Genomic DNA, 20311 nt, shown 5'->3' with positions numbered 1-20311 from the left:
AGACACACCGACACCGCCGGTGCATGTCGATCACCACATGCCGAAGGAGGAAGGGACGGGCCTGCGGCCTGAGAGCAGAGTGCCGACCGGCACCGGTTACCCGGCGCCGGGATCCTGCGTCGGCGTACCTGCACGGTGCCCTGGCCGGGCAAGGGCCGCCAGGGCACCGGATGCGCAGAGGACGCACCGTCATTCGATGAGGGCCGCCTCGAAGGAACCCCCGAGGTACCGGTCCCGGCTGTCGCGCCGTTGCAGCTTGCCGGTCGTCGTGAGCGGCAGCGTCCCCGGCTTGAGGAGGACGACATCGTGTACCTGGATGCGGTGTCCGGCATGGACCGCGCGCCTGATCTCCTGCTTGATCTCCTGGGCGGTCACTTGATCACCGGTCTCGCTTCCGGCTGCCATCGTCGTCTCGGCGAGCACGATGAGCCGTTCGTGTGCGCCGTCGTCGACCGACACCGCGCAGGTGCCGAACTCGCGGACTGCCGGGTGGCTGGCCTCAACGGTGGCCTCGATGTCCTGCGGGTAGTGGTTGGCACCGGCGATGATGATGACATCCTTTGCCCGGCCGGTGATGAACAGCTCCCCGTTCTGCACGAATCCGAGGTCACCAGTACGGAGAAACCGCTCCCCCGGCTGGTCGGGAATGGACCCCATGAAGGTCTCGGCAGTCTCCTTGGGAGCGTTCAGATACCCCGTTGCGACGCTCGGGCCGGATACGAAGATCTCACCCACCTCGTCCTCCCCGCAGGGCTTGCCTGTCTCCAGGTCTACGCTTATAGCCGTGCTCAACGGATGGATCGGGCCGCAGCCGACCAACTCCCGGCTGTCCTGTGCCGACGCGGCTGGGCGCACCTTTCCGGCGGCGAGCGACTCGGAGTCCAGCCGCAGGACTTCCGGGGCCTGGCCGACCGGTACGGCCGTGACCATCACTGTCGCCTCGGCGAGGCCGTACGCGGGGGACAGCGCCTCGCGCCGGAAGCCGGCCTCCGCGAATGCCGCGCTGAAGCGGTCGAGCGTATCGGAGCGGACGGGCTCGCCTCCGACCAGCGCCATCTCCCAGCGGCTGAGGTCGAGTTCCCGGCGCTGTGCGTCCGTCACCCGGCGGACGCACAGGTCGTAGGCGAAGTTCGGTGCGCAGCTGTCCGCGCGTCCGAGCCGGGAGATGGCCCGCAGCCACGTGAGCGGACGCTGCACGAAGGTCATCGTCGGCAGCAGGGTGGCATCCCGGCCGGAGAAGAGGGGGTCGAGGACATTGCAGATGAGGCCCATGTTGTGGTGCGGCGGCAGCCACGACACCGCCGACGGTCGGGGTAGCCCGGCGTCGTCGGCAGACCGGCGCGTATTGTCGTATATCAACGACAGATTGTTCAGCACATTGCCGTGACTGATCGCGACGCCTTTCGGCACACCGGTCGATCCCGAGGAGTACTGGAGATAGGCGACCATCTCAGCGGTGGCCACCGGTGGGGTCCACTCCCGGGCCAGGTCCAGGGGTACCTCGTCGGTCGCCACCCGGTTGAGTTGGGCGAGCCCGTCGGTGTCGGTGAGGACGTGCTCCGCGGCGGCAAGCATGGGACCGGTCGACAGGAACAGCGAGGGCTCGGAACTCGCGGCGATCGACTCCACCCGGGTCCATTTGGCATTGCTCCGCGTCCCGTCGAGCGGAGCCACCGGCACCGGGATCAGACCGGCATAGATGCAGCCCAGGAAGGCGACGTGGAAGTCCAGTCCCGGCGGGTAACTCAGCAGCACGCGTGCGCGCGCGGCAGGAACCTGGTGTCGCAGCGTCACGGCGACCGCTCGCGCCCGGCGGTCGAGTTCGGCCAGGGTCAGTGATTCTGATTCCTCGACACCGTCGCCCAGGAACACAAAGTTCTTCCGGTCGGGCTCGGCTGCCGCACGAGTGCGGCACAGGTCGATCAGCGTCGGCAGTGCGCCGTGCTCGCCGGCCACCGCCTCGGGCAGTCGAACACCGTGCTCGGGATTGGTTCGCATATGACCACTCCAAACGGAGGAAGAGGAAGAAGGCGGCGGACAGTTCGCGCGCCCCTGCATGGAGCGAGGTTCAGACTGTCGCGAATGCCCGCGCCCGGTACCTGGACCGGCACTGTGCGCGCTGCAACTTGCCGCTGGTGGTGAACGGCAGCGCACCGGCCTTGACCAGGAGGACGTCGTCGGCCCGGAGGCCGTGCCCGGCGAAGACGGCCTCCCGGACGGCTTCTTCGACCTCATCCGCCGCGTGGGTCGCGCGGGCACCTGGCGGAGTGTCCGGGACGGGGCCGGTCATGACGCGGTACCGGCTGTTGATCTCAGCCAGGACGACGAGGCGTGTGCGTCCGCCGTCCTCGGCGGTGAAGGCGCAGCAGCAGCCCTCCCGTATGGCGGGATGGCTTGCTGCCGCGGTCGCCTCGATGTCGTACGGGTAGTGCTGCATGCCCTCCACGACGATGAGGTCGTCCACACGGCAGGTGACGAAGAGCTGACCGCCGTCCAGGAAGCCCAGGCTGCCGGTGCGCAGGAACCGGCGGCCCTCGTGGCCGCGCACGGTGGCGTTGAACGTACGCGCTGTCTCCTTCGGGGCGTTCCAGTACGCGGCACCGATACTCGGTCCGGACGCCAGGATCTCCCCTGTCTCGTCCGGGGCGCACGGATCGCCGGTGACCGGATCCACCACCGCGATGGTCATGGACGGGTGCACCTGGCCCAGGCCGACCAGCCGGCGCACCTCGTCCTCGCGACCGGCTCGCTGCACCTTGCCTTTCGCCAGCGCCACCGCGTCGAACCGGCGGATCACCGGTTCGGGCTCCACCGGCCCGCCGCTGAGCATGACAGTGGACTCGGCGATGCCGTAACTCGGGAAGAACGCCTCGCGGCGGAAGCCGAACGGGGCGAGCATGGCACTGAACTGGTCAATCATCTCTGCACGCACAGGCTCGTCGCCGACCACCGCGATCCGCCAGGCGCTGAGATCGAGGGGACGCAACTGCTCCTCGGAGACGCGCCGCAGGCACAACTCGTACCCGAAACCGGGTGCTGAACTGATGCCCGCCCCGCGGTCCGACATCGCGCGGAGCCAGTTGACCGGATGCTGGCTGAACGCCGAGGGCGGCATCAGTACGGCGTCGTACCCGACGTAGATCGGCTGCAGGACCCCGGTGATCAGTCCCATGTCGTGGAACACGGGCAGCCAGGACACAACAGGCGGCAGCCGGTCGAAGTCGTCCGTGGCGCGGGTACCGTTGGCCAAGATCAACGAGAGGTTGTGCAGAACGTTGCCATGGGTGAGCTCGACACCCCGGGGCGGACCGGTCGTACCGGAGGTGTACTGCAGGTACGCGATCGTGTCCTCGCCGATGTCGGGGGCATTCCAGCCGTACGCGTCCGTCTCACTGATCTCGTCGGTCGCCACAGAGGTCGGCCGGCGTGGTGTGGAGATGTCCTTCAGCAACGCGTCGACACGGTTCAGCCTTGACCCGTTCGACAGCAGCACATCCGGCTGGCAGCTGTTGACGATTGCCCGGAAGCGCGTATACCGGTCGTCGACACCGACGCGCAGCACCGGAGGAGCCGGCACCGCGATCAGGCCGGCATACAGGCAGCCGAAGAAGGCGGACACGAAGTCCAGGCCAGGCGGGTAACTCAGCACGGCGCGGGCGCCCTGCGGGGCTTGCCTGCTCAGACGCGCCGCGATTGCCCTGGCCCGGGTGTCCAGTTGGGCGAGGGTGAGCGAGTCGGACTCTTCGAGGCCGTTCTCCAGGAAGGCGAACATCCGTCGATCCGGCTCCCTGGACGCGCGATACCTGCAGAGTTCGACCAAGGTCGTCGGCTCCGGTCGGGATTGTGTGACGGCATCCTCTGACATCGTGGTCCTCCTGTTCGACTCGGCCATTGGCATTGCCCCTGCCATTTCCCCGCTGACCCGTCGGGAATTGATCACGTATCCAGCCATTGCTGTACGTGTGCGTCTTGGTGGTTCCACTCGAAGAGATGCTAAGTCGGCAGAGAAATATCGGGTATCCGCCGCGGGATGGGTCCATCGTCCTACCGGAGGCGAGCTTCGAGTAGGCCGGAAGACGGATGAAAGCCATCCTCCGGTCGCCGTCACAGTTCGGTCCGTCGGCCGTTACGGAAAGTGCCTCGTACTGGATACCGTCATGACGACGGCCAGTGGACGACGAATGGCCCGTATCCAAGGGAGAACATTTCCCCAGAAGGCTTCAGAAAGGGAACCTAGATGTCCTACGACGCATCTGACGACTACTTCTTGGGTTATCCGAAGCTCCCCGAACTCCCCGATCTCCCCGGTCGCCCGGACGGGGAGGTCCTGGGTACGACCGGCGTGGTGGTCACCGGTTTGGGAATGACCACGCCGCTGGGCGGCAACGTCCACTCCACCTGGAAGGCGCTGCTCGCCGGCGAATCCCCGATCACCGTGCTCGACGAACCGTGGTCTCGCGATCTGCCCGTACGACTGGCAGGCCGGCTGAGTCAGGAACCGACCGAGGTACTGGACCGGGTCGAGGCCCGACGGATGGACCGCTGCCAGCAGATCGCGATGGTGGCCGCCCGGCAGGCATGGGCCGACGCCGGCGCGCCCGAGGTGGCGCCGGAGCGGCTGGCCGTGGTGATCGGCACCGGTCTCGGCGGCGGAGGGACACTGGTCGACCAGCACGACCTGTCGTTGGCCAAGGGGCCGGGCCGCGTGTCGCCGTTCGCGGTGACGATGCTGATGCCCAACGGTTCGGCCGCCGCAGTCAGTCTGGCTCTCGGCGCCCGGGCCGGCGCCCACGCGCCGACCAGCGCCTGCGCCTCCGGAGCGGAGGCAATAGCCATGGGGCTCGCCTTACTGCGTGACGGGCGGGCCGATGTCGTTGTCGCCGGCGGCACCGAGGCATGCATCGGCCGGCTGTCCATGGCGGCTTTCGCCCGCATGGGAGCCTTGTCCGGCCGTCATGAGGACCCTCAGAACGCATCGCGGCCGTTCGACAGTGCCCGTGACGGCTTCGTCATGTCCGAGGGCGGCGGCGCCGTCGTGCTGGAGCGGACCCAGTTCGCGAAAGCTCGTGGCGCACGGATGTATGCCACGCTCGCCGGTACGGGGATGAGCTCCGACGCGCACACCATGACATCTCCGTCAGCGGACGGTCAGATCAGTGCGATCCGCGAGGCCTTGCGCTCCGGCGGTCTCGGCCCGCAGGACATTGTTCACGTCAACGCCCACGCTCCCGGTACGCCCGTCGGTGACCGTATCGAGGCGGCGGCATTGCTGGAATCGCTCGGTCCGCATGCTCTTGTGACGGCGACCAAGTCGATCACCGGCCATCTCATAGGCGGGGCCGGCGCGATCGAGGCCATCTTCACGGTCCTGAGCGTCTTCACCGACGTGATTCCCGCGACCAGGAACCTCGACGACAAGGATCCCGAGGTGAAGGTGGAAATCGTCACGGGAACCCAGCAGCGCATCAGGGTCACCGCGGCCATCTCGAACTCCTTCGGTTTCGGCGGTCACAACGTGGTCCTCGCGTTCACCAAGCCCGCCTGACCACGGGCTTGGGACGGGCGGCAGGAGGACAGGGGGCCTACCGCGGCCTGTTTGGCCCGCGGTGGCGGGGGCGGGTGCACGAGACCGCTCCGCTGGGCCATCAGCGCCGCGTGCATCCGGTTCGGCAACTCGAGCTTGGCGAGGATGCGCGAGACGTGGGACTTCACGGTGGCGAGCGTGACATGCAGCTCGTGGGCGATCTCCTGGTTCGACCTGCCCATGGCTATACCGCAGAGAACTTGGGTCTCGCGGCCGCTCAGGCTCGCCAGGGCGACCGCGTGAGACCGCTCATGTGGCGGCGGCAGAATCTCGAACCGATCGATCAGCCGTCGGGTCATCGTGGGGCACAAGAAGGCCGCGCCGTCAGCAACCGCACGGACAGCTGAGATCAGCTCGTCCTGGCTGGCACTTTTGAGCAGAAAACCACGTGCGCCCGCCTTCAGCGACCCGAGCAGATGGCTGTCAAGGGCGTTGCTGGTCAGGACAATTATCCCCGGCGCGACTCCGGGTACTGCCGTCCCCAAGGGCCGGGCGAGTTTCCGGACAAATTCGCATTCGGCATCCACGAGGACGACCTGCGGTCGCCGCAGCTCGGCCATGCGTAATGCTTCCTCACCGACCCTCGTATCGGCGACCACCGTAATATCCGGCTCCTCCCCGAGGGCCTGCCGAAATCCGCGGCGCACGAGATCCTCATTGTCGATCAGCATTACTTCCAACGTGCTGAAGTCGTCCATCATTCGTTCCTCCCGTGCAATTCGGAAGTGCCCCCGTTGCCTCCGGTAACCAGCAACCGGAACTGTGCGTTTCACTGGCTGTGCTCGAGAATGTTTTCCGGTGCAGCGGTCGCGCACGTGAGGACCGCGGGCCGCGCCGAGCGCTCCAGACAGCGGTGGCTGATAACGCGTGCGCCCCCCTGGCCCGCACGCACATCCCGACTAGGCTGAATGGGAGCCTACGGCGGGATCCGCCGCATCGATCCCTTCCGATGCTAGGGGGATTGGCAGTGCTGGTTCCAGGCAATGGCGGCCATGATGTTGGCCGTTCCGGCCACAGGGTGGCGGCCGACGAAGTCTCCACAGCTCCACGGCTGTTCAACCGAGGCATCGCAGGTGTGCGCGCGATGGTGGACGTGGGCGTCGAGCGTGGAGTGCCCGTACCGGCATGCCTCGACGGCAGTGGTGTGGACGAGAACGCTCTTGCCGACGATGCCGCACATGTCCGGGCCTGGCAGGAGCTCACTGTGGCGCAGAACCTGGTCCGCGCCACGGGCGACGCTCCTGGCCTGGGGCTCGAGGTCGGCAGCCGGATTCCGCTGCGTACGTACAGCGTGTTGGGCTTCGCACTGCTCGCCAGCCCGACGCTGCGCGAGGCCGCGGCTGTGGGACTGCGCTACCTGGAACTCACCTTCGCCATGGTCGGGATCCACCTTCAGGAGGACGGAAACGAGGTCCGTCTCGTCCTTGACGACGGGCTGGTGCCCCCGCCCGTCCGGCACTTCTTCATCGAGCGGGAAATAGCCAATATCCGGGCCATCCTCGACACTATTGTGGGCCGGCCCTTCACCCCCCTCCGGCTGGATCTGCGCTTTCCACGGCCTGAAACGTCCGCGCCGTACGAGACGTTTGACGACGTGCCCATCGCCTTCGGGGCGCCGCGCAACGCGATCGTCACCCTCGCGGCGGTGCTGGAGCAGTCGCTGCCGCAGGCGGACCAGCACACCATGCAGGTGTGCGAACGCGAGTGCAGGCTCCTGCTGGCCCGGCGCACCGACACCGGATTCGCAGCGCGGGTACGGGAACTGCTCATGCAGTGGCCGGACGGCATCCCCGACATGGGCGTTGCCGCAGCCGCGCTGCACGTCTCCACCCGCACTCTGCGCCGGCGTCTGGCAGTGGAGGGCACGTCCTACCGGCGTCTGGTCGACGCAGCGCGGCACACTCGTGCTGTCGAGATGCTGTGCACCCTCGGACTCGGGGTCGACCAGATCGCCGTACGTCTCGGGTACGCCGACGCAGCGGCATTCATCCGCGCTTTCCGCCGGTGGACCGGTGCGACCCCCGGTGCCTACCGAACGCGATCAGTACGCAACCTGTCGAGGGCCCACGAGTGAAGGACGGCCTGCTGCCTCTGTGGGGTGGCGCGTCATGCCGGCCATGTACGCCGTGGTGATCGCCGCCGCCTCCTCGCCGAAGCCCTGCACGCGCACGTCACGACCGTCATGACTGGCGCCGGTGAACCGCCGGTGGCCGGTCGGAGCACCGTCGAGGACAACCTCCGTGACTACATCACCCGCGGGCTCGAGGTGCTCACCCGTATTCTCCCGGTCTTCGCCGGACTCATCTCCCAGCACAAGATCTTCGCTCGTTTCGCACCCATGCATGCTCCCGGCATGGGAGCAGGGCGCGACGGTCTGCGAGCCGCCCTGTCCCACTACCTCCGGGACGAGCAGCAACTGGGCCGACTGGCTCCGCAAGCCCGGTCGACGCCGCGGCCACCATGATCCCTCTCGCCCTTCGGAACCGTTCCCCCTCCGGCTTCTCCAGCTGCCACACGGCGGCGACTTCGCGGGGAAGAACCAGTGCGGCCCGTCCGCGAATCTCTGACGACGGCACCTACGGCACCCGCCGGATGCGCCATGCTTGGAGGCCGTACGGCACAGCGCGTCTCGCCCGGCCTGCCGGCGCGAAGCGTGGCGTTTCCCTCGACGAGGTGCACTGATCAGTGAAGTCCGGTAAGTCGGCCCTCGCAGCATGGCTCCACCGCCTCGACGCCGAACACTTGGAGCAGGTACTCGCGGCACGGCCGGACGCCGTGTCCCCGCCGGAACCCCGCTCGGTGAGCGAACTGGCCGAACGCCTGCAACGCCCGGGCTCGGTCGCGCTCGCGCTGCCCCGGCTCGCACTGCCCGCCCTGCAGGCAGCCGAGGCCCTGGCGGCGCTGAGTGCGCCGGCCTCTCGGGACGTCCTGGCGGACCTGCTGGACGCGATGGAGGACGAGACCGCACACGGCCTGGAAGCGGCGCTCCAGACGCTGTCCGCATATGCGCTGGTCTGGCCGGACAGCGAGGGAACACTGCGCATGGCCGCGCCCCTGCGGCAGGCGTGGGACACGCCGCTCGGACTGGACCAGCCGCTGGCGACGCTGTTGAAGGACACGACCTCCGAGGAGTTGCGCCGCATGCTCACGGCTCTGGGCGTGCGGCCTCCCGGCACCAAACCGCAGCGTCTCGCGACGCTCGTGGAACACCACAGCGACCCGGCACGTGTCGCCGCGGTGGTCGCGCGGGCACCGGCCGACGCCCGGAAACTGCTGGAACGCAGGGCGGACCCCGCGTACCGGCCGCAGGCATTCGTCCTCATCGGGGGCCAGTCCGCCCCTGAACCGGGTGCGCGCTGGGCGCTGGAGCGGGGGCTGCTGGTCCAGGGGCGGTACAGCTACGGCACCGTACGGATGCCCGCCGAGGTGGGGCTCGCGCTGCGCGGGCCGGGCTGGCATGCTCCGTTCGCCCCCGCGCCGCCCGTCACGCTGCTCGTACCCGTCAGCCCGGCGGAGGTCGACAGTGAGGCGTCCGCCGCGGCCACGGCGTTCGCCGCCCACGCCGCCTCGGTCCTGTCGGTGTGTGCGACGGCTCCGCCCGCCCGGTTGAAGTCCGGCGGCGTCGGAGCCCGCGAACTGGCCAGGATCGGCAGGGCGGCACGCTGCGAGGAGAGCGTCGTGCGCCTCACCCTCGAGATGGCGTACGAGGCCGGTCTCATGGCCCGTGACGGTGACCGGGTCGCGACGACGGACGCCTACGACACCTGGGCCGAGTCGGAGCCCGCAGAGCGGCTCCCGGTATTGCTGCACGCCTGGTGGACACTTGGGCTCACCCCCTCGCAGGCCCGCGACGACGACAACAAAGCGCTGCCCGCCCTGGCCGGGGCCCCGCCCTGTGCCGGCTGCCTCCAGGCCCGGAAGGGGCTGCTCACCGCCGCTTCCCGTCTCCCGGCCGGGCAGGGCGCGAAGAACTCGGCCGAACTGGGTCCTCTCACCCACTGGTCACGGCCGCTCGCCGAGGTGCTGCCACAGGATGCGACGCCGTTCGCCACCGTGATCCGGGAGGCGGAATGCCTCGGCGTGCTCGCCCGCGGCGCGCTGTCCCCGATCGGCGCCGCTCTGCTGGCCGACAGCACCGAAGGACTGGCCACCGCCTGCCACCGCCTGCTTCCCGCCGCCACCGCGACGGCCCGCTTCGGCGGCGACCTGACCGCCGTCGTCACCGGCACACCCGCCGCACGGCTGGTCGTGCTGCTGGACTCGGTCGCCGATCGGGAGACCAGCGGCAACGCCTCAGTGTGGCGGTTCAGCCCGGCGAGCGTCCGCCGCGCCCTGGACGCCGGCCGTAGCCCGGACTCCATCGAGGCCGAGTTGGCCGCCGTCGCCGCCAACCCTCTGCCCCAGCCCCTGTCCTACCTGATCATGGACACGACACACAGCCACGGCCGGATCCGCATCGCCTCGGCCGCCTGCGTCGTCCACGGCGAGGAACCCGCCCTCCTCACCGAGATCGCCGCCCACCGCAAACTCTCCAAACTGGGCCTGCGGCACCTCGCCCCGACCGTCCTCGTCAGCCGCACCCCGCTGGAGGAAACCCTCGCCGCACTGCGGACCGAGGGATACGCGCCGGTCGCGGAGACGGCCGACGGAACCGTGCGCGTCGAACGACCCGGCAGCCCCCGGGCGACCGCGCCGGTACCGCCCCCGCGCAGAGCGGTCAGCAGGCCCAGCACCCCATCCCGGATGACCGCCGCCCCGAAGCAGGCCGAGCTGAGCGCGCTGGCCGCCCGACTCGCGGGCGCCCCACTCGCCCATCCCGCCCCCGACCCGTACAACGGCGTCCCCTTCGCCACCGATACCGAGGAAATCATCGCCGGATCGGCGACCCAGATCTCCCACACCGATGTCCGTCAACTCGCCCACGCCGTCGACGACGGTAGGGCGATCACCATCGAGTACGTCGCCACCACGGGCAGCCGCACGATCCGCACCATCAGCGGCCTCGACCTCGACCCTCCGTATCTGTATGCCTGGTGTCATCTGCGCGATGCGGAGCGGGTGTTCACCCTGTCGCGGATCCACGGGGTGATGCCCCCGGCGTAACGCCCGGGCGGCGGGCCAGGGCGTGCGAGGCGGCCGTACCCATCCCGGAGGGTCGACACCAGGAGCCTGACGTCGCGTGGTTGGTGGCCTCCTCCACCGCACCGCCGGTCAAGTGATCCGTGCTCGGCGCATCGGCATGACACCGCCTCGACGGACGGAGCTCTTCCGCAGCGGTCGCCGTCGTCAGGCACCTGCGTCCCGCTGCTGCACTTCCTTCACGGCCGCCGCCACAGCAGTGAAGCCGTTGTCCACATGGAGCAATGAACGTCGCCCTGGCCGCCGCCTACCGCACCGACGCCCTGCTCACCATCGACCATCACTTCCGCATGGTCCGTCCCCTGACCGGCCATCCCGCCTTCCGGCTCCTACCCGACGACCTGCAGGCCGCACCGCTCGGGCTGCGCCGGGCGGCGTGGCGGCTCAGGGACGGGTACCAGTACCAGCCGCGTGCTCCGTTTCCTGCTCGAACCAGCCATGCCGCTCTGCACTCAGCTCCAGGCCCTCGCGTACACTATGCGTCCACTGGATCTTGGAGCACGGAGACCGCGAGGTGGTTTCCAGCGCACCCGATCGCTCGCATCACTCCAGGTCAGAGCCATGTCTGAATCAGTCAGGTCACTCTCTGCGGCTTCCGACAGTACCCCTGAGCAGCGGATTCTCTCCGTTGAGTCAGAGTCCCTGATCTTCCTGCCAGGAAGAGACGTTTCCGCAGTTCAGAGACCTGCGCTGGTGGGACGGGTAGGACTCGAACCCACGGCCGACGGATTATGAGTCCTTCTCTGATCTTCCGATCCGTCCCCGCCCCCGCGTGCCCGGGTCGCCGCGCTTTCACCCTGGCGTTCTTCCTGACAGCCTCACTCATGGACGCCACACCGGAGACCTCGGGCCGGTTCTGCTGTCGGCTCGCGGTCATAGCCGGTCGCCCCTTTTAAGAAAGAGGAGACCGCCGCCCGCCTTTCCACCTCAGGTCCGTTTGGCTGGGACTGCTCCAGGGATACGGCAGACGTGGGACCGCCCCACCGAACAGGTGGCACGAGCAGCCGCAACAGAGTGGCTCCGGCAGTCTGGGCACAGCACGGCAGCGAAAGAACGCGGTAAGAGAAGGGGTGAGAGCCGATGACGGATGACGGATGGCCCCAGGCCGTACGGCAGCAACTCGGCCTGGGCCGACTACTACCGCTCGGCGGGCCCGAGGACGGGTCCTGGATCACCGAACAAGCCGCCAGCGGAACACTGAGCCGCGCAGCCTCCGGAGTATCCGGGATTCGGCCCGGCGCGCTTCGGATCCGCCTGGCCGACCCGGAAACCGCGCCGGAGCCAAGTGTCCCGGTGCCCTGGACCGCATTGCCGCCGGGACCGCTGCGGATCGAGGCGGAGTTCTCGGCGCCGGCGCGGCAGCCCCTGCCCCAGGTCGCGGAGCATCTGCGGCAGACGCTGTTCACAGCGGCTGTCGAACGTCTCGGGCTGGTGGTGGCCGAGGTCGCTCTGCATGTGACGGACCTGCTGGAGGTTCCGGCGTCGGCGCAGCGGCCGACCGCGGCCGAGGCCTGCGACAGGGCAGCGGGAGAAACCAGTGCCTCGCATGTCGCGGCCACCAAGCCCGGGCACCTGTCGCCCGGGCCGGTGCCTGTGCGGGACCCCGCGGCGGAGCTGGCCACCGTTGCCATGGCTGTCCCCGGCGTGACCCGCCTCGCCCCCGTTCCAGGACCGCCCGAGCCCGTGGCCGGGGGAGGACTTGCTCGCCCCGTCCGGATCGAGGACAGCGACGAGCCCCCAGGCAGACACGTCCAGATCCATCTGGCGGTCGCCGAGACTCATCGCGCCCTTGATGTCTCCGTGGCCGTCCGTGGGACGGTGGCCGCAGCAGCGGAAGGGGACGCCCCTGGTCCGGTGACCGTCGCCGTCCTCGTGACAGCGGTGGAGCCGGGTCAGGTCCTGCCGACATGATCTACAGGACAGACACGGGAATCGCGGCATCGCACTCGGCTCACGGGTGTCGGGGTGATCCGCATCGGGGCTTCCCCGCACGATCTTGATCTCACAGGTGAGCACGCAGCGATCCGTGCCGCACACGGTCGTCGCTACACCGCCGGCCGTCGGCTCTACACGCGCGGGACTTCATCGCCGTGCGGGCGTCGGGGCCCTCTACCAGTAGTGCCGTCTCCCGCGGACCCCATGCCCGAGAGCACCCAGGAGCAACAAGATCAGTCCGATGACGAGCAGAATGATCCCGATCGTCCACAATATGGCGATCTTGGCCAGGAACCCGATGACGAGCAGAATGACTCCCAGGGCGATCACGGTATCCTCCGATCTCGCACAATGCTCTCCCTCCCACTGTGGCGCTCACATACCCCCCCCCACGGCAACCGCTTCCGAATCCGCTGCCTCCTGATGTTTCAGGCCGTCCGGGCGAGATGTCTTCGCTGCGGCGGTCGCCGGCCTCCGGGTGTGGAACCGTTTTCCCGGCCGGAGGCCGGGAGTGCAAGCTGATCACGGGGATCGATGATCATTCTCGTTTTGTCGTGATCGCCAAGGTCGCGGCGGAGCCGTTTGGGCCGGGCGGCCCCCGGCGGCGTTCGCCGAGGCCATGTGGCATTTCGGAATGCCATCCGAGGAGGTGCTGACTGGCAGCAGGGAGTAGTTCGCTGGCCGGTTCACCAGGGCCGCCCCGGCTGGGGTGCTCTTCGAGCGGCAATACGGCGCGACTCACCAAGCACTCGCTCGACCAACGGCCACCGAGAAGATCGAGTGGTGTCGCGGTCGTTGGTCTCCACCGAGTGAGCCGCCGGCCCCGGGGAATCCTGCCGCGGTGGCTTCGTGGACGGTGCGGTTCTACCGTGGGGGAAGCAGGTAGATCCTTGGAGCGGGTCATGATCGCCGTCCTCGGACTCATCGTCTTGATCGCCGCGGTAGTCGTCGGCGTGGCCGGTGTTCTCACCAACCGCGGCAGCGGGCATGAACTCAAGGGCGGGTTCTCGGTATTGGGCCACGGCATGACCGGCTCCACCGGCATGCTGTTCCTGTACGGCATCATCATCGGGGCTGCGGGCCTGTTCGGGCTGAGCCTGCTCTTGACCGGTGCACGCCGCCGCTCTTCTCGCCGAGGCAGCGCATCGCGCCCGCGGAGTCAAGCAGTCGCGCCGCGAGACGACCTCTGCCGGGACGGGCCGCGACGACCGGGGCGACCAACGCGAGCCCGCCCGCGCGGAGAACACGAACGCGCGGGGGGACTCACCCCACGGCGATCGCGCTCCCGCCCCGGACGGCGGTCGTCGGAGCAGACTGCACTTGTGCGGGCACCGATCCGCCCCCCGGTAGACCGCCCCCACGCGCAGATCGGTGGCCGGCCAGCGCCACGGATCTTCCTGCCACCGAGCCCCAGCAGACTACTCACCCCGGGTGGTAACCCATGAGTATTTCGAAGAAGATCGCGCACAAAGCCGAAGCGATGAAAGGCGGCGCCAAGAAGACGGCCGGCCGCGCCACCGGCAGTCGGCGCCTGCAGGCCGAAGGCCGCGGAGACCAAGTCAAGGGCAACATCAAGCAGGCCGGAGCGAAGATCAAGGACGTCTTCAAGCACTGACCACTCCACCCCGGCCCGGGCGAAGTACGGGTCGATGGTTCCAGTTGGGCCGTTCCGCCAGGGGTGGAAGCCCTGCAGAGTGGGGACTTTTGCTGTCTGCGGGGAGTTTTGGTGTCCGCCCGTGGGTGGGTGATCGTTTCCACCACCAGGGAGATCAAGGTTTCCGTCGACAACCCGGGCGCTCCAGCGGGTTCGCCGTGCAAGCAAGTCGGTCAGCGCGACTGCCCTGTCCCTGAACTGGCGGCCAAACAGTCTCAGCACGGAATAGCGGGTTTCGCCGCCACATGCCTCTTCTCCCGCCGTCGGTACGCTGAGAGTAGGTGTTCACCATGGACTGGCTGACAAGGCTTCCTGGCATCGCACGGCTGATGCGTACGCACGTGTGGCGGGCGTACGAGCGGCTGGCCAAGACCCACTGGGCCCGGCTCGCCGCTGCCATCACCTACATCAGTTTCGTCGCGCTCTTTCCGCTGATCACTGCGGGCGCGGCGATCGGCGCCAAGCTGCTGAGCAAGGACCAGCTCAGCAAGCTTGAGGACAAGATTGCCGGCCAGGCGCCGGGCCTTTCCAACCTGCTGAACCTGAAGGGCCTCGTCGCGCACGCCGGAACCGTCGGGCTCATTGCGGGCGCGCTGCTGCTCGTGATCGGCATCAACTGGGTCGGCGCCCTTCGCGGGAGCCTGCGTGCGGTCTGGGAGAAGGAGCAGGACCCGGGAAATCCGATCCTGCTAAGGATCAAGGACACCGGGGTACTGGTCGGTCTCGGCGTGGTCGGGCTGGTCGCGATGGGCAGTTCGGTGTTCGCGAACAGCGCGGTCGGCCGGGCAGCCGACAAGGTCGGGATCGAGGGCGGGGCGGGACGGGTGCTGCTGTTCTTCGCGGGCTTGGCCATTGCCCTGCTTGTCGACTTCCTGCTCCTGGTCTACCTGCTCACCCGGCTGCCGCGGGTGCATCCCGGCCGACGTGCGGTCGTGGTCGCCGGTCTGATCGGTGCGGTCGGCTTCGAACTGCTCAAGCTGCTGCTGACCGGCTATTTCCAGGGCGTCGCGGGAAAGAGCATGTACGGCGCCTTCGCCGTCCCGGTCGCCGTCGTGCTGTGGATCAACCTCATGGCCAGGCTGCTGCTGTACTGCACCGCCTGGACGGCGACGGAGGCAGCAGCGGAGCCCAGCGAAGCAGACGCAGGTCCCGGGACCGGACCCGCAGTGACCGACGAACCCCAGCGGGCAGCGGAAAGCGGCGGTCTACCAACAACACCGCGCAGGCCCTGATACCGAGCGGTCACCGACCCGCCCCTGCAACGACCGGTGCCGGGGTCATACCGTGCGCGCCAGACCGGTCCTCGATGACACGCTGGCCGAACGCTACTGCTCGCCGGGTATGGCCGTCGTCCACGCGAGGATGGGGTCTGATGCACGCTGATCAGGCGCACGCCCCCGGCGTCGTTCGGGCGTGAGCAGCTCCGGGCTCCGAGGTTCCCGTCTCATCCTCGCCGTTTCAGTGCACGTGCCACGCGTGGGAGCTCCTCGTGCAGCAGCCGGCCGACCAGGGCACCGCCGAATACGACGACGCCCACACCGACCAGCCAGGACTGGATGACCAGGACGGTTCCGACGGGGCCGTAGGTGACGGCGTTGGACACGATCAGCGGCGAGTAGACGAGCCGGGAGAAGACCCTGAGACCGAGCAGACCGACCATGGTAGCCACCGCGCCGGGCACCAGGGCGCGCCAGCGAACCCGCCCGCCCAGCAGTATGCGCTGCGACCACCAGAAGAACAGGACGGCGCTCAGCGATGCGACGAACGCGCCGGCCAGGGATTCAGGTCGCAGCGTGGTGGTGGCGGAAGCGAAGAGGTAGCCGATGAGTACGCCGAGCCACACCACATGGCGCCACCTGGCCCACCAGCGGGCCGGGGGCAAATCCCAGACCTTCTCATAGCCGGACTGCACCGCTACCCCGAAGGCCAGGCCGAAAGCGGCGAGGACGGCGACTCCGAACGCGGTCGTGGTCCGCAGAGCCTGACCGGGACGAATAAACAACTGCTCCACATGTTCCCTGGAGGTCGTCGACACGCCGAGTCCTTCCCCCAGCCACTGCGCGAATCCCCGCCCATGCTTTGGATCGGCCGAGGAGACGATGATCAGCAGCGGCACCAGTGTGAGGAACCCCAGCGCCGCTAAACCCAGCGAACGCTGCCCCAACCCCAGGTCGCTGCTCCGCCGCCATCCGCGTGCGACTAATGAATGGCTGATCACGCGGCCCAGCCGTTCGAACAGAGAGGAACGGCCTGCGGCACCCGGGGTCTGCATCGGCATGCCTGTCGACTGCCACGGTCGACACCGGCGGCCCGCGAGGGCGCGACGCAGCTTCCCGAACGGCTCAGGACGAGGCCATGATCCAGGAAGCCGATAACGTGAGTGGCGTAACCACCACGTCGTGGATCCTCGGGGCCACAGCATCGCCAAACGGCCCGGGATGATCCTGCTCCGCGATCATCGCCCTGCTTGCCGCGATCATCATCTACCTGGTCCGGATGTGGATCTCCGACATCGCCATCCTGCTCGGCCTCGAATCCAACGCCGAACTCGAACGCGCCCGGGCCATCGACAGCGGCCACCCGCCCGGGGAAAACCCCTACGTCGAGCCCCGCGACGCCCGCAAACTCTGACAAGCACCCCGGCTGGTGTGCCGGCCGCAGGGATGTGGGTACCCGACTGCCGCCTCGCATCCGGCACACGGACGGACGCGGCCCATCGGCCGGGAAGGACACACCGACAGCATGACCACGCATACCCCGCCCCGTCGCCCGCCTCCCCCCGCAGGCGGCAGTGATTTCGCCCGCCTGTCCAAGAAGATCGCCGAGGCCGGCCTGATGAACAGGCGCCCCGGCTACTACACCGTCCGCTCCATCGCCGTGGCCGTCGCCTACGCCAGTGGCTGGTGCGCGTTCGTCCTCATCGGCGCCGGCTGGTGGACTTTGGCGGTCGCCGCGTTCCTCGCCGTGATGTTCGGGCAGGTCGCTCTGCTCGCCCACGACGTCGCCCACCGCCAGGTCTTCCGCCGGCGCCGGCCCAGCGAGACGTCCGGCCGCATCGCCGGGGCCGCGATCGGGATGGGCTATGGATGGTGGCAGGACAAACACACCCGCCACCACGCCAACCCCAACCACGAGGACCTCGACCCCGACATCGCCCCCGACCTGCTGGTGTGGTCCCAGGACCAGGCCCGCGCCGCGACCGGACTGCCGAGGGTCATCGGCCACTGGCAGGCGTTCCTCTTCTTCCCCCTGCTCGCTCTGGAAGGAGTCAACCTGCACGTCTCGAGCGCGCGGGCACTGGGCAACCGCGCCCTGAAGAACCGCGCCCTGGACGGCACGCTGCTCTACGGGCACATCGCCTCCTACCTGACCGCAGTGTTCCTCGTCCTCCCGCCCGGCATGGCGATCGTGTTCCTGGCCGTCAACCAGGGCCTGTTCGGCCTCTACCTCGGCTGCCTCTTCGCCCCCAACCACAAAGGCATGCCCATCCTGACCGGCAACGACCGCCCCGACTTCCTGCGCCGCCAGGTCCTCACCGCACGCAACGTACGCGGCAGCTGGTTCACCGACCTCGCCCTGGGCGGACTGAACCACCAGATCGAACACCACCTGTTCCCCAGCATGCCCAGCCCCCACCTGCGCAAGGCCCGGTCCATCGTCCGCCACTACTGCCAGGACCTGGGCGTGGACTACCTGGAAACCGGACTGATCACCTCCTACCGGCAAGCACTCGCCAGCCTCCACCGAGCAGGAGCGCCACTGCGGCGAGCCCGTATCAGCACCGCCCACGTGTGACGCGCATCTGCCCCAGGAAGCTGTGACCAAAGGGCACCTCACACGGGAACTCGCGGTCAGCGCCCTGCAGATCCTGGACGGCGGCCTCGCTGCCGCTGAGGACCGCGTCAGCTACCACGCCCACCGAAACCATGATCTGGAACAACACGACTCACGTGGCGAAACCAGACCTCGAGACCAGGACACGAGGAGCCACACTCCAGGCGGTAACCCTGTCCTCGGAGCGTTGTATGTGGGGCAACCGGCAGAGGCGGGCGGATGCCTCGGCGGCCTGGGTGAGGCGGCGGCGCAGACCGGCCATGCCTCCGGCGCCTAGCGGGTCGCGGGGGAGGAACCGGAGCCTGGGATCAGACCCACAGGCGGCGACGCGTCGCAGCGGGCGGCGGCCAACGGACGCGCATGTGCAACACCACGCCGCCGGTGACCGCGTTCAGATACCCCAGCCCTCGCTCGAAGGACCGAGTCCCGGCCAGCGCCCTCAGATCGTCCTCGCCGAAACCCACCACTTTCCGTGCCACATCGGCATTCAACCGCGGAAGGCGGGTTGGGGAGCCCGAAGATCTCGGTCGTCCCCCTATGAGGGGCCGCAAGCGATGCCCTCGGCTCCCCATTCCGAGCTGACGTGCCTCGGGCTCGACAGGGGCTGCTTTGTGGACTCGCTCAAGACTCGTACTATATCTTGTACAAGTCGAGAAGGGAGGCGGCAAGCATGTCCATCACCGCCAGCGAGGCGCGCCAGAACCTGTTCCCGCTGATCGAACAGGTCAACGAGGATCACGCACCGGTTCACATCACCTCCCGCAAGGGGAACGCCGTCCTGATGTCCGAAGAGGACTTCAGCTCCTGGACCGAGACAGTGCACCTCCTGCGCTCCCCCAAGAACGCCCGCCGCCTGCTCGACTCGATCGCCGAGGCCGAGGCCGGCGAGGCCCGGCATCGTGAGCTGATCGACCCCGACGCGGAGCGTGCGTGAAGATCTCGTTCACGTCGCACGCCTGGGAGGACTACACCTACTGGGCCGAGAACGACCGCAAGATGGTCAAGCGCATCAACAAGCTGATCGACGACACCACGCGCGACCCCTTCAAGGGCATCGGCAAGCCGGAGCCCTTGAAAGGGGACCTGTCGGGCTACTGGTCACGGAGAATCGACGACACCCACCGGCTCGTGTACAGGCCGACCGACGATGAGTTGATCATCGTCCAGGCTCGATACCACTACTGACACAGCCCGAAGAGCCTTCGCCGGTCCCGAAGCGCGCATAACGCTGAGGCGACGCCCCCAGAACTGCGGCAGCCCAGCGCGCGAGAACACACACGCTGCGGTTCGAGATCCGCCCCGTCGAGGTGAGCCCGGCCCACGAAGCGAGCCTGCGCGCCGAGGCGGACCGAACGATGCTCTCCGCCTCTGCCAGCGACCTGACGCGCCCCCTGCCGCCTGACTGTAGGCCCCGCCCGCTTCGACGGCTTGTTCCGTCACGACAGATCCGATGGAAGCCGACCGGTCACAAGAAGAGGCCTACCGCCGGGCACTGCACGACGAACCGAGCTGAAGTTCCCGAAGCCTCGTGTCCCCTGAGTGTCCCCTGGCCTCGGCTCCATGCGATCCCACTGCCTCTCCAGTCACTTCATCACCGCAGGTCACAGCACAGATGCGCCCCCAGCCCCATGCGTTCATCGAAGTAACGGCCAACGGAGTGGAATCCGTTGCCCCAGAGCGCCGAATCCGGCCACCCGAAGAGACGTTTCCGCAGGTCAGAACGTTTCTCTGACCTGCGCTTGGTGGGGCGGGTGGGACTCGAACCCACGGCCGACGGATTATGAGTCCGCTGCTCTAACCGGCTGAGCTACCGCCCCATAGCGGCGTGTCGCGTACATGTGTGCGCGCCGTCTGCCGCAGCATAGCCGCTCATACGATCTCCTGCTTCGGATGGTCGGCTTCTGCGCTGCTCATGACCTTGAGGACATCACCGCAGGCGCGACGGTTCCCCGGACATGAAAAAGGACCCCTGAGGGGTCCTCGTTCAGCGCTCCCCCGACTGGACTCGAACCAGTAACCTGCCGGTTAACAGCCGGCTGCTCTGCCAATTGAGCTACGGAGGACCGAAGCTCCCCCGACTGGACTCGAACCAGTAACCTGCCGGTTAACAGCCGGCTGCTCTGCCAATTGAGCTACGGAGGATCGCCTCGTTGCATCGAACGTAC

Annotated in this window: 16 protein-coding genes and 4 tRNA genes; 11 read left to right on the top strand and 9 right to left on the bottom strand. The window is 68.2% G+C overall.

Translation table 11 applies throughout. From position 1 onward, the window contains the following. Nucleotides 1–189 precede the first annotated feature (189 nt). Entirely contained in the window at nt 190–1998 is a 1809-nt protein-coding gene (locus ACZ4SF_RS03305) for a fatty acyl-AMP ligase (RefSeq protein ID WP_468377515.1), read from the bottom strand. 70 nt (nt 1999–2068) lie between these two features. Further along, a complete protein-coding gene (locus tag ACZ4SF_RS03300; protein WP_468377513.1) occupies nt 2069–3865 on the bottom strand; it encodes a fatty acyl-AMP ligase in 1797 nt (598 codons plus the stop codon). 372 nt (nt 3866–4237) lie between these two features. On the opposite strand from ACZ4SF_RS03300, the gene ACZ4SF_RS03295 reads away from it, so the two are divergent. Further along, nucleotides 4238–5545: a beta-ketoacyl-[acyl-carrier-protein] synthase family protein gene (locus ACZ4SF_RS03295; protein WP_453273383.1), complete on the top strand. Its 1308-nt coding sequence runs from the start codon at nt 4238–4240 to the stop codon at nt 5543–5545. On the opposite strand, the gene ACZ4SF_RS03290 is transcribed toward ACZ4SF_RS03295, so the two are convergent. Next, complete coding sequence (locus ACZ4SF_RS03290; protein WP_468377510.1) at nt 5509–6285, bottom strand: LuxR C-terminal-related transcriptional regulator; 777 nt, start codon at nt 6283–6285, stop codon at nt 5509–5511. The genes ACZ4SF_RS03295 and ACZ4SF_RS03290 overlap by 37 nt on opposite strands. Before the next feature lie 383 nt (nt 6286–6668). On the opposite strand from ACZ4SF_RS03290, the gene ACZ4SF_RS03285 reads away from it, so the two are divergent. The 3 genes from ACZ4SF_RS03285 to ACZ4SF_RS03275 all read left to right on the top strand — a co-directional run bounded on the left by ACZ4SF_RS03285 (nt 6669) and on the right by ACZ4SF_RS03275 (nt 10687). Beyond that, the gene (locus ACZ4SF_RS03285; protein WP_468377507.1) at nt 6669–7658 is read left to right on the top strand and encodes an AraC family transcriptional regulator; all 990 of its coding nucleotides are present in this window, start codon (nt 6669–6671) and stop codon (nt 7656–7658) included. A 132-nt stretch (nt 7659–7790) separates the two neighbouring features. Further along, the gene (locus tag ACZ4SF_RS03280) at nt 7791–8048 is read left to right on the top strand and encodes a hypothetical protein (RefSeq protein WP_468377505.1); all 258 of its coding nucleotides are present in this window, start codon (nt 7791–7793) and stop codon (nt 8046–8048) included. 221 nt (nt 8049–8269) lie between these two features. Beyond that, nucleotides 8270–10687: a helicase C-terminal domain-containing protein gene (locus ACZ4SF_RS03275; RefSeq protein WP_468377502.1), complete on the top strand. Its 2418-nt coding sequence runs from the start codon at nt 8270–8272 to the stop codon at nt 10685–10687. A gap of 727 nt (nt 10688–11414) precedes the next feature. Here the strand turns inward: ACZ4SF_RS03275 and ACZ4SF_RS03270 are convergent. Further along, nucleotides 11415–11486 (bottom strand) — tRNA-Ile (locus ACZ4SF_RS03270). Nucleotides 11487–11803: 317 nt separating this feature from the next. Between ACZ4SF_RS03270 and ACZ4SF_RS03265 the strand changes: the two genes are divergently transcribed. Further along, entirely contained in the window at nt 11804–12634 is an 831-nt protein-coding gene (locus ACZ4SF_RS03265) for a hypothetical protein (RefSeq protein WP_468377500.1), read from the top strand. 198 nt (nt 12635–12832) lie between these two features. Here ACZ4SF_RS03265 and ACZ4SF_RS03260 read toward each other — a convergent pair whose 3' ends face one another. Next, nucleotides 12833–12988, bottom strand: a complete 156-nt coding sequence (locus tag ACZ4SF_RS03260; protein WP_093695096.1) for a DUF6131 family protein — start codon at nt 12986–12988, stop codon at nt 12833–12835. A 1111-nt stretch (nt 12989–14099) separates the two neighbouring features. Here ACZ4SF_RS03260 and ACZ4SF_RS03255 point away from each other — a divergent pair. Further along, nucleotides 14100–14273 carry a CsbD family protein gene (locus tag ACZ4SF_RS03255; protein ID WP_453273387.1) on the top strand — a complete coding sequence of 58 codons (174 nt, stop codon included), beginning with the start codon at nt 14100–14102 and terminating at the stop codon, nt 14271–14273. A 329-nt stretch (nt 14274–14602) separates the two neighbouring features. Then, nucleotides 14603–15544 carry a YihY/virulence factor BrkB family protein gene (locus ACZ4SF_RS03250; RefSeq protein WP_453273388.1) on the top strand — a complete coding sequence of 314 codons (942 nt, stop codon included), beginning with the start codon at nt 14603–14605 and terminating at the stop codon, nt 15542–15544. A gap of 212 nt (nt 15545–15756) precedes the next feature. On the opposite strand, the gene ACZ4SF_RS03245 is transcribed toward ACZ4SF_RS03250, so the two are convergent. Beyond that, on the bottom strand, nt 15757–16590 hold the full coding sequence (locus ACZ4SF_RS03245; protein ID WP_468377497.1) for a YhjD/YihY/BrkB family envelope integrity protein: 834 nt from the start codon (nt 16588–16590) through the stop codon (nt 15757–15759). Between the two features lie 218 nt (nt 16591–16808). Between ACZ4SF_RS03245 and ACZ4SF_RS03240 the strand changes: the two genes are divergently transcribed. From ACZ4SF_RS03240 to ACZ4SF_RS03225, 4 genes are all read left to right on the top strand, one after another. Beyond that, the gene (locus tag ACZ4SF_RS03240; RefSeq protein ID WP_468377494.1) at nt 16809–16943 is read left to right on the top strand and encodes a hypothetical protein; all 135 of its coding nucleotides are present in this window, start codon (nt 16809–16811) and stop codon (nt 16941–16943) included. 111 nt (nt 16944–17054) lie between these two features. Next, entirely contained in the window at nt 17055–18107 is a 1053-nt protein-coding gene (locus ACZ4SF_RS03235; protein WP_468377491.1) for a fatty acid desaturase family protein, read from the top strand. 709 nt (nt 18108–18816) lie between these two features. After that, nucleotides 18817–19080, top strand: coding sequence for a type II toxin-antitoxin system Phd/YefM family antitoxin (locus ACZ4SF_RS03230; RefSeq protein WP_453273391.1), 264 nt, complete (start codon nt 18817–18819; stop codon nt 19078–19080). Further along, complete coding sequence (locus ACZ4SF_RS03225) at nt 19077–19331, top strand: Txe/YoeB family addiction module toxin (RefSeq protein ID WP_453273392.1); 255 nt, start codon at nt 19077–19079, stop codon at nt 19329–19331. The genes ACZ4SF_RS03230 and ACZ4SF_RS03225 overlap by 4 nt, the downstream gene beginning before the upstream one ends. A 555-nt stretch (nt 19332–19886) precedes the next feature. On the opposite strand, the gene ACZ4SF_RS03220 is transcribed toward ACZ4SF_RS03225, so the two are convergent. From ACZ4SF_RS03220 to ACZ4SF_RS03210, 3 genes are all read right to left on the bottom strand, one after another. Beyond that, nucleotides 19887–19963 (bottom strand) — tRNA-Ile (locus ACZ4SF_RS03220). 173 nt (nt 19964–20136) lie between these two features. Continuing rightward, nucleotides 20137–20209, bottom strand: a tRNA-Asn gene (locus ACZ4SF_RS03215). 6 nt (nt 20210–20215) lie between these two features. After that, nucleotides 20216–20288: transfer RNA gene (locus tag ACZ4SF_RS03210), tRNA-Asn, on the bottom strand. Between the last annotated feature and the right edge of the window lie 23 nt (nt 20289–20311).

It is taken from the genome of Streptomyces sp. NPDC027663, from assembly GCF_055566415.1.
Note: the sequence above shows the minus strand (reverse complement) of the source record. Positions and strands in the feature narration are given on the sequence as shown.